The sequence below is a fragment of the Cryobacterium sp. TMT2-17-1 genome (assembly GCF_004402765.1).
In the GTDB taxonomy this organism is placed as follows: Bacteria; Actinomycetota; Actinomycetes; order Actinomycetales; family Microbacteriaceae; genus Cryobacterium; species Cryobacterium sandaracinum.
Genome location: NZ_SOGC01000037.1, coordinates 19,299 through 34,842, shown reverse-complemented (window position 1 = coordinate 34,842; position 15,544 = coordinate 19,299). Strand labels below are relative to the sequence as shown.

The window sequence follows — 15,544 nt, the reverse complement described above, 5'->3', positions numbered from 1 at the left end:
GGGCAGATGAGGGTCACCATTATTGGACTCAACTATTCCCCCGAGCCGACCGGCATCGCCGTCTACACCGCTGGGCTCTCGGAAGCACTGGCCGCGACCGGTCACCCGGTCACTGTGATCACCGGCAATCCGCATTACCCGCAATGGCGGATCTACGACGGCTACGACGGCCACAACCGCGTACACGGGCGCGAGCATGCGCACGAAAGAATCAGAGGTGTCAATGTCACCAGGGCCCCTCACGGTGTGCCGTCGAAACCGCGTCTGTGGAACCGCCTGGGTATGGAACTCAGCTTCGGGATTCGGGCAGTGTTCAGCAAGTGGGACAAGCCCGACGTCGCCGTGCTGGTTACACCTGCCTTATTCTCCGTGGGCGCGGCAATGCTGCGCGCGCGCCTGGTCCATACCAACACCTGTATTTGGGTGCAGGACATTTATAGCCTCGGAGTGTCCGAAAGTGGAACAGGGGGCCGCCTGGCCACCTGGTTGCTCCGCGGGATCGAGCGGTCCATCCTCCGCAGTGCGAACACAGTCGTCGTGATCCACGAGCGGTTCAAGCGCTATCTGGTTGAGGAGCTGGCCATCGACGCCGACTCCGTAGAGGTCATTCGCAATTGGTGTCACACCGACTACCCGAACGGCCACCGTCGGGAAGATGTGCGCACCACTCGAGGCTGGAAATCGGATGATATCGTCGTTCTCCACGCGGGGAACATGGGTGCCAAACAGGCTCTCGAGAACGTTGTCCACGCTTCAGAGATCGCAGAGAAGCGGGGATCGAGAGTGAGATTCGTTCTCCTCGGCGACGGAAACAAGCGGCATCAACTCGAAGCCATGGGCGGAAACCGCCGTCTCGAATTCATCGATCCCCTACCCGAAGAAGCGTTCCAGGCGACCCTCTCAGCCGCAGACATCCTGCTCGTCAATGAGCGGCCTGGCTTGACGGAAATGTGCGTACCGAGCAAACTCACGACGTACTTCAACACGGGGTTACCCGTCATCGCGGCAACTGATGAATCCAGTGTCACCGCCGATGAGCTGGCGTTGGCCGGCGGCGGAATCAGAATCAACGCCGCGGTCCCCGGCGACCTTGTGGACGCGGCCGAGATGCTCGGTGGCGATGCGGAGTCTTCGGCCGCGTACGGGGCGGCCGGGCGGAAGTTCTCGGCCGACTTCCTGTCCTCAGACGCTGCAATCGGCCGGATTCGGCGAATTCTGGAGAAGGGAGCCGTTGACGGCGGTGTCGAGAGAAATCGGTTGGCGAGGCCGATTCTGACCGGGGCGACGGATGCAATCGAACCGCCGTGAAGCGGAAATGGACAGCCCGGAACGAATGGACATCAACTGACGAGGATTGACCTGAATTCGACCGGCGGTCCATCCTGGTAGTTCTTGCATAGCCAGAAATAGCCTCCCCGGTAGCTCGCATCATCGATGTCCATCGACCAGCCGTCACCGTCAAGTCGCAGGATCCGAATACTGTTTGCGAGGACTTCGATCTGGAGACGCACCCACTCCGAAGCCCGTGGTGGGGCGGTCAGCACCGCTCTCAATCGCGTGCCCTCGGTCGTCCCCGCGACCCGGCTGAACAATTCAAGGGAGCCGTTCGCCCGGAGAATCATGTGGTACCCGGACACATCGCTGGCCACCCTGACTCGGTAAGGGCGGTCGTCGGCGGCACCGAAGGCGAGCCCGGCGTGCTGCTCCTCCCTTGGAAGCGATTCCGGCCAACGGAGCTCGCACGTGATCCGGTATGATCCGGGACCCACCGGGCACATTGAGCCCATCAAGTAGCTCTGCACGTCCCGGTGGTCCAGTGCCACGGATGCGGCGCCCGCGTCGATCAGGGGCTGCACCAGAGTGCCCTCGTCAATGGTCCAGGGCAGGTCGCCGGCGGCCCGCAGCCCGGTTCCGAAGGCGTCACCCTGACTCCCAGCGGTCGTCCCGGTCACGTAGGGCAGATTAGAGCACATCATCCCGGCCACGCCGAGGTCGCTCATCCGGTCACGCATCGAGCGATAGTGCACCTCCCACGCGATAACCGGTTTGCCGAAGCCCACCAACACGGCCACCTGCGCATCCGTCGCCCTGTGTGACACCCCGAGCAAATCGAAACGAGGCGCAAGTTCATTTGCACGCTCGAAAAGTTCCGGAGTGAAGTATCCCCAGGTTGTGTAACCGTGCCCGTCGACCAGTGTGTATTGCGTTGCACCTGCCCATTGTTTCCAGACGAAATGCTCCGTGGAGTGCGAGTAGCTGTCCATGACCTTGAGCAGGGCTTCCGTATTCGTGCCTTGCTTGTCTTCGAGAAAGATCACGTGCGTTGTGGCGAAGGCATCCAGTACGTCGGCGAGCAACGGCAGCGGCTCCCGTTCTGCCGCAGGGCCGAGCCAGGCTCTCGCGTCGCTGCGAAGTTGCGACAGTTCCTCCCAGGTGACTTCCGCGATCGGGAGGTCGACACCCGTCATCCGTTTGGTCGTCAGATCGTGATGGCACACCAACACGCCGTCTGAGGTGGCGCTGACCGAGACTTCGATCGCTTTGGCCCCGCTGTCGATCACGCGGCTGTACGAATCGAAGCTGTGTTCGACCCAGTTGTCTCCGGAGCCACGGTGAGCTATGTAGAACGGTGTCGTTCCGAGGAGATCTCCGATTGCATATCGTGCTGCAGCAGTCGGGAGTACGGAGACCGGGGGAGCGGGCGTGGCTTGGCAAGCCGACAGCAGCAGTGTTGAGGCGCCGGCCAGGAGGAACTGTCTTCGGTTTATTGGCGGCAGGAACGGAGCGCGGCTGATGTCAGCCGTGCTCTGCACGTCGGTACCGCTGGACATTCAGCTCGCTGTGTAGGTCAGGGTGAGCAGCGGGCGATAGGTGACGTTGGTGCTGTTGGTCGACCACAGCCGGAGGTTGTCCGGGCCGGCACTGACCAGCGCGACGGACACCGTAGAACCAGAGAGAGCGCTCAGCTGCCCCGCATCGAGCGGGACCGAGTAAGCCGTGTTCGTCGCCGATGCGCCGGTGAGACTCCCCAGATCCGCTCCCAGACCGGTGGGTCGGTTGTTCCAGTTCACCGTGCCCTCCGTCCAATTCCCACTCAGCAGCTTAAATGTCTGGGCATCCACCGAGGCGGCGGTCGAGTCGGTCGAGGTTCGAATCCGCAGGGTCGCCCCGCTGAGCACAGTGCCCACCGGCGCAGCCGGGACTGCAAACTTTAGGTACGACTCGATCAGCGACGTGCCCGCCCCCCGGGACGACAACTGGCTATTAGACCCGAAGTTGGTCGTGGGAAGCACCTGGTACGTCGTCGAGTCTTCGCTGGCACCGGTCGTAAGGACCACCGGTCCCACAGGGGCGGCCTGAACCGTCGCCTCCGCGGCACCAGAGGCAGCACTCACATTGCCGGCGGCATCACGCGCCACCACCTTGTAGAAGTAAACCCCCGACGCCAGACCGGGATCCGAATACGACGCACCCGAGACATCCGCGATCTTGCTTGACGCATCAGCGACGAGCTCGGCCGTAGTCCCTCGGTACACCGAGTAACCCGTCACCGTGACATTGTCCGTCGACGCCGTCCAGGCCACCGAAACCGCACTCCCCGACACCGACGCCGTCAGACCAGTCGGAACGCTTGGTGCGACAGTGTCGGGGGTCGCCACCGTCGCGGGAACCGACGCGGTAGCCGGACTGGCGTTGCCTCTGGCGTCGTAGGCGATCACGACGTAATGATACGTACCGTCGGCGAGCCCCGGATCCGTATAGGACGAAGCTGTCACGTCGGCGATCTTGTTGGTGGCGTCAGCGACGAAGCCGGATGCAGACCCGCGGTGCACCGCGTAGCCGGTGACGCCGACATTGTCTGTTGACGGAATCCAGGCCAACGCGACGGAGCCGTTTGAGACGGTTGACGTCAGGCCGGAGGGAGCGCTCGGCGCCATGACGTCGGGAGCGGTGTTGGAGCCCAGCTCATAGTGAGCCGCGACGGCCGCCGCGCTCAAGGCCGACGGATAGACCGCCATCTCGTCGAGCGTGCCCGCAAAGTAGGGACTCGCGGGCTGCGAGGGCCAGCTGTTGAGGTTGCCACCACCGGCACGCCAGTAGCCGTCAAACGCCTGGTTGAAGTTGGTAGGGTTCGAGCCGACCTCTGTGCCATCCAGGTAGAGCTTCATCCCATCGGGTCCCTGCGTGCCCACTACGTGATGCCAGGCGTTGTTGTTGAATCCCGCCGGCGATTCGATGAGTTGGAAGCCCCCGACGTACACGCCGAAGATGATGCTCCCGGAATTGGTCATGTAGATCTGCTTGTCGTAATTCGAACCCTGCCCGGTTGCGACGTTCTCAAAGCCGACGATCTTCCCGCCGGATGCCGTGTCCGTCTTGAACCAAGCTTCCGTGGAGAACTGGGCAACCGATGAGCGTGCGGTCTTGGTCGCAATGCCGCCGTCCTGAGTTCCGCTGGTCTGCACGGCAGTCCCGACCTTGATCGCCTTCGGCTGCTGCAGCTGGACTGCAGCGCCGTAATCTCCTTCGCTCTGGGCGTCAGACGATGAGTCTTTCGCCGTGCTTCCAGAGGTTTCGTCGAGGCGCCAGTACACATCAGGCTCGTCCGTGTAGATCCTGGCTCCATACGCGTCTGTCGGGGTCGGCGGAACGGCGAGGGTTCCCCCAGCGAGAGTGTAGTGCTGGGCGATCTGCGCGGCGCTCAGGGCGGATGCATAGACCGCGGTGTCGTCTATCTGGCCGCCGAAGAAAGCGCTAGACGGCTGGCTGGGCCAGCCATTCAGGTTGTCGCCACCGACATGCCAGTTACCGCTGTATTGCTGGCTGGTGCTGGTGGCGTTCTGGCCCACCCGGACGCCGTCCACGAACAACTTCATCCCGGACCCGCTCTGGGTTGCCACGATGTGGTGCCACTTATCATCATTGTACGACGAGGCCGTCTTGATCGTTTCGGTGCGACCGATGTAGACACCGAAGGTCAGGCGACCCTGGTTATCCATGTAGATGTGTTTATCGTAATTCCCGCTCAGGTTCGTGTTGCCAGTCCCGGTGCTCGGCCGACCATCCCCGAATCCGATGATCTTCCCCCCTTGGGTGGATGTCGTCTTGATCCAGGTTTCGATCGAGTAAGTGGTGGGTGCCGGTTTCTGCTGGTCGCTCCAGATGTAGCCATCAGTCCCATTGAACGTAGCGGAGGTGTTGGTGTCACCGACGATCGCGCCAGGCGCCCGGTAGGTGACGCCGTTCTTGTATAGGCCGTTCAGGCCGGTGACCGTCGCACCGGACTTGTCCTGTGCCCAGGGACCGGAAACCTCATCCAGACGCCAATACAGCCTGGCTCCGTCCTGGATCACCTGAGTGGGATAGTCAACCCCCTTGGTGACGGCGCGGGCTGCTACTGACGCCGACAGCGGACTGGTGTTGACCCCGTCATTCGCCGTCACCCGGTAGGTGTAATTCGTGCCCGCGGCGACATTCGTGTCAACGACGGTCACCTGGGGACGGGTCCACCACAGGGAACTGGCAGAGCCGGTCCAGATTGGGGTCGCTCCGCCGTTCCGGTAGACGTTGTACGTCAAGGCACTGTCGTCAGGGTCGACCACGGTGCGGAAGCGAATCTGATTGGCGCCCGAAGTGAGCGCCTCGGCTGCAACGACCGGGGTGGGCGGCGCACCGACGTCATCCGGACCGAAGCGTGTGAGTCCCTGTTGGACTACGCCGTTGATGACAGTGAACTCACCGCCGTACCAGAGGTACTTCTTTCCCGTTGTGGCGCCGGTGGCAATGGTGAGAGCACGCGGGCCGATTCCTTCGCCCGTACCGTCATTGGAAGTCGGGAACCAGCCCAGCAAAGCCGCGTCCGAGGTGTTCTGTGCCATCAAAAACATCCGTCTCCCGTCAGGAAAGGCGTTGTTCGATGAGCAGTCGTGCGCGTGACTCGCGGAATACAGGGTGCCCTGGTATTCGAGCACCGCCTGCGTTGCGCCCAGGCAGTTGTCCCGCCAAGTCTGGTCGAGTGTGCTCCAATTGACGGCGAAGCGACCGTCGAAGACTCCGCCCCCCGTTCCTTCGTTGCCCCCGTAGAACGCCGTGCCGTCCGACCACAAGGTCTTGGTCACCGAGGTACGCGGGATGAAGCCGAGAGGGTAATTACGCACGTTTGCGCCGGTGGTCGCATCGACGACCGCGATGGAGTGGGAATCCTGGTCATTGACCGTGAAAAAGTCCCCACCGATGGCTACCCTGCTGCGGTCGGGAGAGACGGCCACGGCCCGCCCGACAGTGTCAGCCGCCGGGGCCCAGGGCAGAAGCGCGCCCGACGTCGCGTCCACCGCTGCAAAGCGCTTGCGCGCCTGGCCGCCGACGGTCTGGAACTCCCCAGCCAGGTACAGGGTGGACGAGGTGGCAGCCATGCCGCGGACGAGGGAAGACACCCCCGCCACCCGGAACGGCTTGACGGTGCAGGCGACCGGGTCGATCGCGGCTACCCGCGCGGCGTTCACCCCGCCGACGGAGGAGAAATTGCCCCCGATGTAGATGGTGTTGCCGTCGGGTGAGGCAACCACCGACCGCACGGTCGGCGTGGCCCCATTAAGGGTCATGGCGAACTGACAGCTGTCAGGGGCTCCTGTCTCCGCGTTGAAAATCGCAAGCGTTCCCTGGTTCCTCGGCACTCCCGCACCGCCGCTGGGCGGCCTGATCTCAGAAAATGTTCCGCCCGCCACGACTTTTCCGTGCACCGTTCCGACTCCGTAGACAACGCCGTTCGTCTGCCAGGTCGACAGGTTGTCCGCACTGAAGGCGACGCCGCCGGAGAGCGCCGACGCCGGTTGTGGCACGGGACTCGCTATGACGAGTCCGGCCACGACAGCCACGGTCGTGAAAATTGCGGCAAGCTTACGCATAGCTACCTATCCCTCGGGTGAACAGCCTCATCGCCGAAAAGCTCTGATGACCGCGAATGAACTATGGAATCCAGCCTCACGCGGCCTTGGAGCGCTTTGGGTAAGAAAGCATTGCTCACGTTTAGCGAAAAGTGGGATCGGCGGAAACGTACGCCCTGTGCGCCACACCCGCAATGCCCCGGAGGAGTGACGTCCGACGAGGGGCTAACATGTGCCGAGGACGGGGCACGCTGCCCACGCTCAATCAATCCGAGGATGGCCCGTGATGACACAGTTTCGTGAAGCTCACGCACAGCTTGCGAGTGCGCAGAAGGCACAGACCGGGGTGTCGCTGTACACGCGATACGTCAATCGACCGTTGGGGCGCGTGCTGGCCTCGGTGTGTTTTGGGCTCAGGATGACGCCCAATCAGGTGACCGGGCTGTCGGCCCTTGCGACCGGGGCGGGTCTTGTTCTCCTAATCAGCGGAGAACCAAGCCCGATCCGAGCCGTCGGCGTTGCGGTCCTCCTCGTTCTCGGCTTTGCGCTGGATTCGGCAGACGGTCAGGTCGCGCGCCTGACCGGCCGAGGTTCCCCCGCAGGCGAGTGGCTCGACCACGTCGTGGACGCCGGCAAGATCGTCGCCGTCCACGCAGCGATCCTCATCACGGCGTACCGCTTCTGGTCCACGGAGCCGATCTGGTATCTCGTGCCCCTCGCATTCCAGGTCGTGTCCGTTGTCACCTTCGTGGGTGGCCTGCTGACTGAGCTGCTCCTGCGCCGTTCAGCCAACGCAACCTCCACGACCTCGGCCATCGGCGAGGGCGGGGCTCGTCGCCCCTCGAGAGCCAGGGCCATTGCTCTGCTGCCGGCCGACTACGGGATCCTCTCGCTCAGCTTCATCCTCACTGGCTGGCCCGGTGCTTTCGTGGTGGTCTACAGCCTTCTCTTGGCCGCCAACGCGCTGATCATGGCGTTACTGCTCGGCAAATGGTTCCGGGCACTGTCTGCCCGCGGCTAAAGCGCGTCTTCCACCGTTTCTCCCGTAGCCGGGATGAAGACCCGACTGGTTCCCGTGGTCGAACGCTCGAACCACTCACCGTCGATCGGCCCGCGGAGCGCGGCCGGAACACCCGCCCATAGTCCGGGCAACCCGCCCGATCTCGCACGGGCGAGCACCGATCCTCCCGCCAGGACCGACCGATCCGGCAAGATAGCGCCGCCGAAGAGCAGACAGCGCGCTCCGACGAAACTCCGGGCTCCAATTCGCACCGGATATGCCGCCTGAGCATTTCGTCGAACGTCGATGCTGTGCGTCACAATCTTGGTTTCGTGCCCGGCGACACTGGAGTACTCGCCGATCACTATGGAGCCGGAGCAATCGAACTGATGCCGGCTCGTAATTTTTGAATGAGGCCCCATTTCCAGTGCCGCGCCGTCCGGGTAGAGCCGCTTGTACACGGGGTGGGATGAAAAAACGTTCAAGCGGCCGATGGTTGCGTGATCACCGATTGACACCCGGCGCATGTTCTTGAGCAGGTTCCATCGGCCTATCCGGCTGTTCGCTCCCATCGAGACCTGTGTGACCCGAAGGACGAGACAGGATCGCGCCATTGCGGTCGGATGAATGTCGTGGCCGATCGAGCGAAGGAGCCGGTTCTTAGCCGTGCTCGCCGGCAGCGCCCAAGCCAGCGCCCTCATCGCGTCTTTGATCTGACTCAAGAGCCGCTCACCCCGATTTCCGGAACCATTGTCACGTCGAGCGCATCCTCGCTGCGCTGGGCGATTGCGCGGCGCATGCCCATGAGTTCAAGCAGAAGCCTGAGCGAAAGCCCAGCGAAGATACCACAGAGCGCCCCCTCTGCCCCCCAGGACACGGCTCCGATCGCGACGCAGGGTAGACCGACCAGAGTTCCGATGGCCGTCGCCCCGGTCACCACATCGAGTCTGCGCAATGCCGCCAGGCAGGCCTTGCTGACGACCGCCTCGATCAGGCTCACTCCGGTGATCAGCGCCATCAGTATCAAGGTGACAAAGGACGGTTTGATCTGGCCGCCGCCGAGCCAACGCACCAGTTCCGGGGCTACGGCCAGCATGAGACCGGCGAGCGCAACCGCGAACACCACGGCGGCGACCAGCCCCGTCCTGACTCGGCGGACGAGGTCCTGCCTTCGAGCTTTGGGCACCCAGCCCTGGAGGATCGTGACGAATGGGCCGAGTCCCACGATCACCTGGCGCTGCACCTTCTCGACAACGGCGTAAACCGGCTGCGCGCCCGGGGCGATCAACGACACAATGACAATCGGGGTCGAGGTATACAGCGAGGAAAGCACGGTCGAGGTGACACCCAGCCGCTGCGAAGAAAGCACCATCCCTATCCGCCTGCGCGGAAGCGACCGGAGTCGACGGAGTCTCCACGGTTGCAGGATCCATATGGTGGAGGCCACGAATGCCGTCACCATACCGATCAGCTGCCAGAGCACACCCACGAGAGCACTCGACCCGTGAGTCATGTAGAAAATGCCGATGCCGGTCCCGAGAACCCGCGGGACGGTTTCGAAAACCAAGAGTCGGTACGGTTGCATGAGACCGACGAACCACCAGTTCGCGGTCAGTCCCACGGTCGCCGTGGACAGGGCACCGACTCCGGCGAAGATGGCGTAGTCGCGACCGACACCCCAGGCCACCGAAAAAACAAGAAGGCCGACGGGCACAATGATCAGCAGCTTGCAGATAACCGACTCCGCATATGCGGTGAGTCGCATGTTCGCGTCTGCCCTCGCCACGGAGGCCGGCCCGGAGAGACCCCAGCCGTAAGCCACGATAACCGCACCCACGCCGCCGATGGACTGGCCTGCCGCAATCATTCCCCACGCTGCCGCGCCGCTTGCCATGACCATTGAGGGGATGACCGCAAGCGAGACGACAGCCAGGAGCACCATCGAAATCGAGTATCCGACGATGGTGTTCATGCTGGCGCGAACGCGCCTCAGCCGTCTACCCCTCGGCGCACCTGCCTTCATCGGACCCTCATCTCGCCTGCCCACGCTCAGTTCGACGGGGTTGCATGCGAACAAGCTAGCAGCAACATGGTTCAACGGGATATCTAGCCGCTGATCGGTTGTCTGCGTACACTGACCGTCATGTCAGTCAGCGACGCGAGACCACCGATGGCCCAACCGTCAGGTCTCCCTCGCCGGAACCTGGCCGGATTCTCCGGCGCAGGCTACGAACGGGGGCGGAATTCGCTCTGGCAGATCGCCTGGCTTCTCCTCTCCGGACTCGTTGTTGTCCGGTGGTGGTGCCCGCCCCGTCTCCGCGTGGCGCTCCTTCGGCTTTTCGGCGCCACGATCGGTGACAATGTTTTGATCCGCCATCGCGTGCGCATCCACTGGCCATGGAAACTGGTCGTCGGTGACAACTCGTGGATCGGTGAAGAGGTCTGGATTCTGAATCTCGAGCCGGTGATCATTGGCAGTGACGTGTGCATTTCCCAGGGTGTCATGCTGTGCACGGGCAGCCATGACCGCACCTCGCAGACATTCGAATTCGACAATGCGCCGATTATCGTGGAAGACGGCGCCTGGATCGCGGCCAGGGCAACAGTTCTCCGAGGAAGCCGGATCGGCCATGACAGCGTTATCGGCGCGACGGCTCTGGTCTCCGGGACCGTGCCCGCCCGGGCACTTCTGCGAGCTCCGCGCGCGGAACGACCAGCACTCTCACAGAACCGGGACCAGACCTGAATGCGTGTGCTCTCCATCGTGACGCTCGTCAGTCCCAACGGTGAGTATGGAGGTCCCGTTCGCGTCGCGTTGAACCAGGCCAAAGCCCTCCGTGAAGCAGGCCACGACGTAGTGGTAGCCGGCGGCGCCCGCGGATTCGGCGAAGCGGCCCCCCATGAATTCGACGGGGTGCCGCTCCGTCTGTTCCCCGCCCGAACGATCATCCCAGGTATCGGTTTCGCCGGCCTGTGCGCACCCGCCCTGCAGCACTGGCTCAAGCAGGCCGCGCGCTCGTTCGACGTTGTGCACATTCATGCCGCCCGTGACCTCGTCACGCTCCCTGCGGCGCGCTGGTTGCGCAAGGCCGGGATACCGTACGTGGTGCAGACTCACGGAATGATCGACCCTTCAGACAGTCCATTGGCGATTCCTCTGGACGCGTTCGTCACCCGACCGGCTCTGAGGGGGGCGAAGGTGGTGTTCTACCTCACCGACCAGGAACGGAATGATCTCAGTGCCGTTGCGGGCACGGCGCTCAATCTGAAGCATCTCGCCAATGGCGTACCGGCGCCGGGGAGCGCGAACGGTCCCGCTGCGGGCACGGAAGTTCTCTATCTAGCCCGACTCGCCCGCCGGAAACGCCCGCAGCTCTTCGTGAAAATGGCGCTCGCACTCGCTGATGAATTCCCGACGGTGTCGTTCACCCTGGTCGGTCCCGATGAGGGAGAGGGGCCAGCGGTACAGCGCCTCATCGACGCGGCCGATAGTAAAGGCATACTGTCCTGGGAGGGACCCCTGGCCCCGGGTGCAACCAACGAACGGTTGTCGCGGGCCGCCGTATACGTTCTGCCTTCCATCGATGAACCGTATCCGATGTCAGTTCTCGAAGCCATGTCACTCGGCGTGCCGGTGGTCATCACGGATAGCTGCGGACTCGCTCCGGCGGTCACTGAGATCGGATGCGGAATTGTGGTGGATGACACTCTCGAGGCTCTCGTCGGCGCCGTTGCAACGGTTCTACGCGACGACGTTCTGACTCACAGCATGGGCCGCGCCGGCGCGCTGGCTAGCCGGAACCGGTTCGGGATGCAGGCGATCGCTGAAGCTCTGGCCACTTCGTACCGCTGAGCGAGTCACTTCTGGGGGGCCTGCCCGACTGTCGGACGAAAAGCAGACACGCCAACGCGACCGCCACCACTCCCGTCGCCTGGAGCAGTGAACCGCGCAAGAGAATTGTCATATAGACCGGAAAGATCGCGCCGACAATGGCCCAATAGCCCGCGGCATTGAACGCGGGGAGAAGTCGACTGTCCATGACACGCAGGGAGTAGCCCAGCAGGAGAAAACCCACGATAAGGACGCTGATACCTCCATTGACCAGGAATTCCGCCCAGAGCGGGGCAGAGAGGTTCTGAAAACTGTAGCCGCGATATTGGGCGAGCAGAATTCCCGTGTCCACAGGCTTGTCCGGCCAGACGCCTCGGGGCACCCAGAAGAGAACACTGCCGAGCGCCTGGCGCCCCGGCTCAATCAGCCCGTCAAGACCGTACGAAAATGCGTTGGCGACTTGCCAGAATGCGTCATAGTCAGGGTTCCCCTCGTACTCCCCGAAGAAACCGTTGCGCACCAAGTTGACTTCCGGGCGCCGGAAGGCATCCGCCAGAGGGAACAGAAAAATCAATCCGACGAGTGCTGCAGTCAGGGTCGCTCGAACACGCGCGACGGTGAGCAGGGCTCCCGCGAAAACGGCGAGGGCGAAGAGGACAGTGCCCAGGCTGTAGCGTGCACTGCTGACCGGATTCACGACGGTGAGAAGGAGTGCAATCCCGACAACGATCAGGCCGCGATAGGCCATCGACAGCGGCCCCGTCGTCCTCCGCCTCAGCTGCACGAGCGCACCGATGCCCACCAACAACGGATAGATAGCACCGGCGTACATGATCGAGCGCACCGCGGGATCCGTCCACGCCGCTGAACGCGCGGCAAAGGCTTGATCCCTGCTACCGAAAAGCGATCCCGCACCGACCCTGGAGATGAAATACAAGCTGAGTACGATGCCCGCGCCGACGAGCACCAGGGTCGGCCAGGTTCGCACCTGGGTCACCACCCGAACGGGGGCACTCCCCCGTTCTCGAATCCCGGTCGTCAGCTTGCTGCGCTCATGCCCGTAGGCACCCAATCGCCCGATTTCATAGCAGGCGACGCCGAGACAGACCAAGGCGGCCGTGGGGAGCTCGAGCGACTCGTCGATACCTTGCGTCGTCCGGGAGATGAGACCACTTCGGATCTGGACGGTTGGAGCAATCCCCATGAAGACGTAGACGAACATCCAGAAGAAGAAGTCGAACAGCATCGGACGGCCGACAACGATGATGAGGGCGAGTCGCAGACCCGCCCACACGACGAGGATCAGAGTCAGAATCCACGCCTGTCCTCTGCCGACGTCTGGCACCTGTACCAGGAGAGCCAGCGGCACGACAGCGGCAAGGATTGCACCGAGAACGGTGACCCCGAGGACGGTGCGAAAAGTCGTTGCCGACCCCGACGTCCCGACGGTTGCGCCGGGTCCAGGTTCCGTCACGAAAGCGCAGTTTTCACACGAACTGCAATTGCGGCATGACCTGCTTCGTTCACACTGACACCGTCACTTGCGACCATCGATGGATCGAGAACATTCGGTTCGAGCAGACTAACGTACGTGGCGCCGACGCGCGCCGCGGCGGCGCGAACCTCACTGTCCAATTCGGCTGCCCGACTATCGTCCATACCGTTGAGCGCCGCCGGGCCGACTACGACCAGAGTAGCATCGGGCACTCCGACGCGCAGGGCGGCAAGTGCGGCATTGATGGTTGCCACTGCTTCAGGCAGATCCACATTCGTGCCGGCCCGCTCCGCCGCCACCACGACGACGGAGGGATTCAGGCCGACGGTCTTGGCCACCAAGTCCTGGTAGCTCGGACACGGCGAGGGCCCACAGGTTCCGGGTGTGACTCCAAACGCGATGTCACCTTCTTTTGTCGCGAGATTGACCTCTTGCCAGCCCTTGTCTGCAGCGAGCCCAGTCGACCAACGGGTGGCCTGGCCGCTGACTCCGGCTCCCGAGGTTGATGCCCCACCGAGGAACACGGCCGTAGGAGCACGTGGAACGGCGGTGATGGTGGGGTATGGGTCTTTCGGCGCTCCTGCGTCTTCCGTGCCGACCGGTTGCAGCGCGAGGAGTGCAAGCCCGATGGCACCCACGAAAAGCACGGCGACGACGAGAAATTTCCACCACCGAGGCCGCATGAGACGTCGGGCTATCATGTGCTCATAGTGGCACGCATATGCCCCCCCTACGTGGGTCGCTGTGATAATGAGGTTCTTGATAGAGTCTCAGTATTGGCTGGTCAATCCGGTGCCGCTCGACACGGTGAAGGGCGAACGCGTGGATCAACGTGGATTCTGGAACCTCTTGCGATCTCGATGGGTTGCGCTCGTCACATTCACCATTCTTGGCGTCATCGCCGCTTCGGTCTACGTGCTGACCACCGAGCCTGAGTACTCCGCGGAAGCGGAGTTATTCGTTTCGGCAATCGGTAGCGATAGCACCAGTGACCTCGCGCAGGGCAGCAATTATTCACAACAGCAGGCCCGCAATTACAGCATCATGGCGACCCGCCAGATCGTCTTGGACCCTGTGATAACCGCGCTTGGATTGAAAACCACTGTCGGTGAACTTGGTGATCGGGTATCTGCCTCGGTGCCACTGAACACGTCTCTCATTTCGATCGCTGTCACGGATACCTCGCCGGACCGCGCCGCCGCCACTGCCGACGCGGTGGCGACGAGTCTGGTCAATACGGTGATCCGTCTGGTCCCGAAAAGGAGCGACGGCACTACACCACTACGCCTCGAGTCCGTGCAGAGTGCGACGACACCCACCGCGCCTTCCGCCCCCAGCCCGTCGATCGCACTGGCATCCGGATTGCTGGGCGGCTTCGTTGCCGGGCTCGGCTTCATTCTCCTGCGGGAGCTGACGAGCGCAAAAGTGAGAACCGCGGAACAGCTCAGGCAGTTCGGTCTGACACTTCTCGGGACGATTGTGTACGACCGCGGGAGTGTCAACAACCCGCTGGTCCCGCAACGAGGCTTCAGCCCCATTCGGGCCGAGGAATTCAAGCAGGTCAGAACGAACCTGCATTTCCTCCAGGCGAATGAGCGCCACAAGGTGTTCGTCGTCACCTCGTCCATTCCCGGCGAAGGAAAATCCGTCACGGCGGCGAACCTCGCCATCACACTCGCGGCCTCCGGCAGCCTGGTGTGTCTGGTCGAAGCGGACCTGCGGAGACCGTCCCTGGCCGACTATTTCGACCTCGAGGGATCGGTCGGTCTTTCGACTATTCTGGCCCACGACGCCGACGTGGATGATGTCCTCCAATCCTGGGGGCCGGACGGCCTCCAGATCCTGTTGTCAGGGCAGGTTCCCCCGAACCCGAGCGAACTGCTTTCCTCCACACACGCCCAACAGGTTTTCGCCTCGCTGCGCGACCGGTTCAACGTCGTCGTCATCGACTGCCCGCCTCTCCTGCCCGTGACTGACGCAGCTATCCTCGGAAGGTATTTCGGCGGGGCAGTTCTCGTCGTCGGGTCGGGAAAGGTCGAAACGCGGGAACTCCGGAAAGCCGTCGAGAGCCTCAAAACGGCAGGGACTCCGCTGCTCGGCGCGATCCTGAACCTGGCACCCGCTCGGCTTCTCGGTCGAAATCGAGGCAGGTATTACATGCCGCACACGGCGGCGGAGCAGGAGCCGTCACGTCAGGAACAACCCGTCCGCAGCCACGAGGAAGAAGTCGCACTCCGCAAACGGTAGCGATGTCACACGATCTACTCGACACAAAAGGGTGCTGCCGACCCGCAGGCAGTTCGGCAGCACCCGGCTATATTCCGATGATCCTG

11 protein-coding genes are annotated in these 15,544 nt (G+C 63.0%); 5 read left to right on the top strand and 6 right to left on the bottom strand.

Features of this window, described 5'->3' with window-relative positions; translation table 11 throughout:
* Positions 1-6: 6 nt before the first annotated feature.
* The gene (locus tag E3O47_RS10010) at positions 7-1,308 is read left to right on the top strand and encodes a glycosyltransferase (protein WP_134420397.1); all 1,302 of its coding nucleotides are present in this window, start codon (positions 7-9) and stop codon (positions 1,306-1,308) included.
* A gap of 32 nt (positions 1,309-1,340) precedes the next feature.
* Here the strand turns inward: E3O47_RS10010 and E3O47_RS10005 are convergent, their stop codons facing one another.
* Positions 1,341-2,831: a glycerophosphodiester phosphodiesterase family protein gene (locus tag E3O47_RS10005; protein ID WP_134401791.1), complete on the bottom strand. Its 1,491-nt coding sequence runs from the start codon at positions 2,829-2,831 to the stop codon at positions 1,341-1,343.
* Positions 2,832-6,905 (bottom strand): LamG-like jellyroll fold domain-containing protein, encoded by a 4,074-nt coding sequence (locus E3O47_RS10000; RefSeq protein ID WP_134420395.1) that lies wholly within the window; start codon positions 6,903-6,905, stop codon positions 2,832-2,834.
* 397 nt (positions 6,906-7,302) lie between these two features.
* Here E3O47_RS10000 and E3O47_RS09995 point away from each other — a divergent pair, with 397 nt between their 5' ends.
* The gene (locus tag E3O47_RS09995; protein ID WP_241976903.1) at positions 7,303-7,905 is read left to right on the top strand and encodes a CDP-alcohol phosphatidyltransferase family protein; all 603 of its coding nucleotides are present in this window, start codon (positions 7,303-7,305) and stop codon (positions 7,903-7,905) included.
* Here the strand turns inward: E3O47_RS09995 and E3O47_RS09990 are convergent.
* A complete protein-coding gene (locus E3O47_RS09990) occupies positions 7,902-8,606 on the bottom strand; it encodes a DapH/DapD/GlmU-related protein (RefSeq protein WP_104102499.1) in 705 nt (234 codons plus the stop codon). The two genes, E3O47_RS09995 and E3O47_RS09990, sit on opposite strands and share 4 nt — an antisense overlap.
* A complete protein-coding gene (locus E3O47_RS09985; protein WP_134420393.1) occupies positions 8,603-9,856 on the bottom strand; it encodes a hypothetical protein in 1,254 nt (417 codons plus the stop codon). Before E3O47_RS09985 ends, E3O47_RS09990 begins: the two co-directional genes overlap by 4 nt.
* 171 nt (positions 9,857-10,027) lie before the next feature.
* Here E3O47_RS09985 and E3O47_RS09980 point away from each other — a divergent pair, with 171 nt between their 5' ends.
* Together E3O47_RS09980 and E3O47_RS09975 are read left to right on the top strand one after the other, a co-directional pair.
* Positions 10,028-10,630: a putative colanic acid biosynthesis acetyltransferase gene (locus E3O47_RS09980; protein WP_241986164.1), complete on the top strand. Its 603-nt coding sequence runs from the start codon at positions 10,028-10,030 to the stop codon at positions 10,628-10,630.
* The gene (locus E3O47_RS09975; protein WP_134372759.1) at positions 10,631-11,737 is read left to right on the top strand and encodes a glycosyltransferase; all 1,107 of its coding nucleotides are present in this window, start codon (positions 10,631-10,633) and stop codon (positions 11,735-11,737) included.
* Here the strand turns inward: E3O47_RS09975 and E3O47_RS09970 are convergent.
* Together E3O47_RS09970 and E3O47_RS09965 are read right to left on the bottom strand one after the other, a co-directional pair.
* Positions 11,676-13,190, bottom strand: a complete 1,515-nt coding sequence (locus E3O47_RS09970; RefSeq protein WP_104102509.1) for a hypothetical protein — start codon at positions 13,188-13,190, stop codon at positions 11,676-11,678. The genes E3O47_RS09975 and E3O47_RS09970 overlap by 62 nt on opposite strands.
* Positions 13,187-13,549, bottom strand: a complete 363-nt coding sequence (locus tag E3O47_RS09965) for a hypothetical protein (RefSeq protein WP_104102512.1) — start codon at positions 13,547-13,549, stop codon at positions 13,187-13,189. Before E3O47_RS09965 ends, E3O47_RS09970 begins: the two co-directional genes overlap by 4 nt.
* 454 nt (positions 13,550-14,003) lie before the next feature.
* Between E3O47_RS09965 and E3O47_RS09960 the strand changes: the two genes are divergently transcribed.
* Complete coding sequence (locus tag E3O47_RS09960) at positions 14,004-15,458, top strand: polysaccharide biosynthesis tyrosine autokinase (RefSeq protein WP_166785374.1); 1,455 nt, start codon at positions 14,004-14,006, stop codon at positions 15,456-15,458.
* Positions 15,459-15,544: the final 86 nt, after the last annotated feature.

Coding starts and splice junctions, on each gene's coding strand:
- E3O47_RS09985 (WP_134420393.1), bottom strand. CDS start 9,856: ATGAACACCATCGTCGGATACTCGATTTCGATGGTGCTCCTGGCTGTC.
- E3O47_RS10005 (WP_134401791.1), bottom strand. CDS start 2,831: ATGTCCAGCGGTACCGACGTGCAGAGCACGGCTGACATCAGCCGCGCT.
- E3O47_RS09980 (WP_241986164.1), top strand. CDS start 10,028: ATGTCAGTCAGCGACGCGAGACCACCGATGGCCCAACCGTCAGGTCTC.
- E3O47_RS09995 (WP_241976903.1), top strand. CDS start 7,303: ATGACGCCCAATCAGGTGACCGGGCTGTCGGCCCTTGCGACCGGGGCG.
- E3O47_RS09975 (WP_134372759.1), top strand. CDS start 10,631: ATGCGTGTGCTCTCCATCGTGACGCTCGTCAGTCCCAACGGTGAGTAT.
- E3O47_RS10000 (WP_134420395.1), bottom strand. CDS start 6,905: ATGCGTAAGCTTGCCGCAATTTTCACGACCGTGGCTGTCGTGGCCGGA.
- E3O47_RS10010 (WP_134420397.1), top strand. CDS start 7: ATGAGGGTCACCATTATTGGACTCAACTATTCCCCCGAGCCGACCGGC.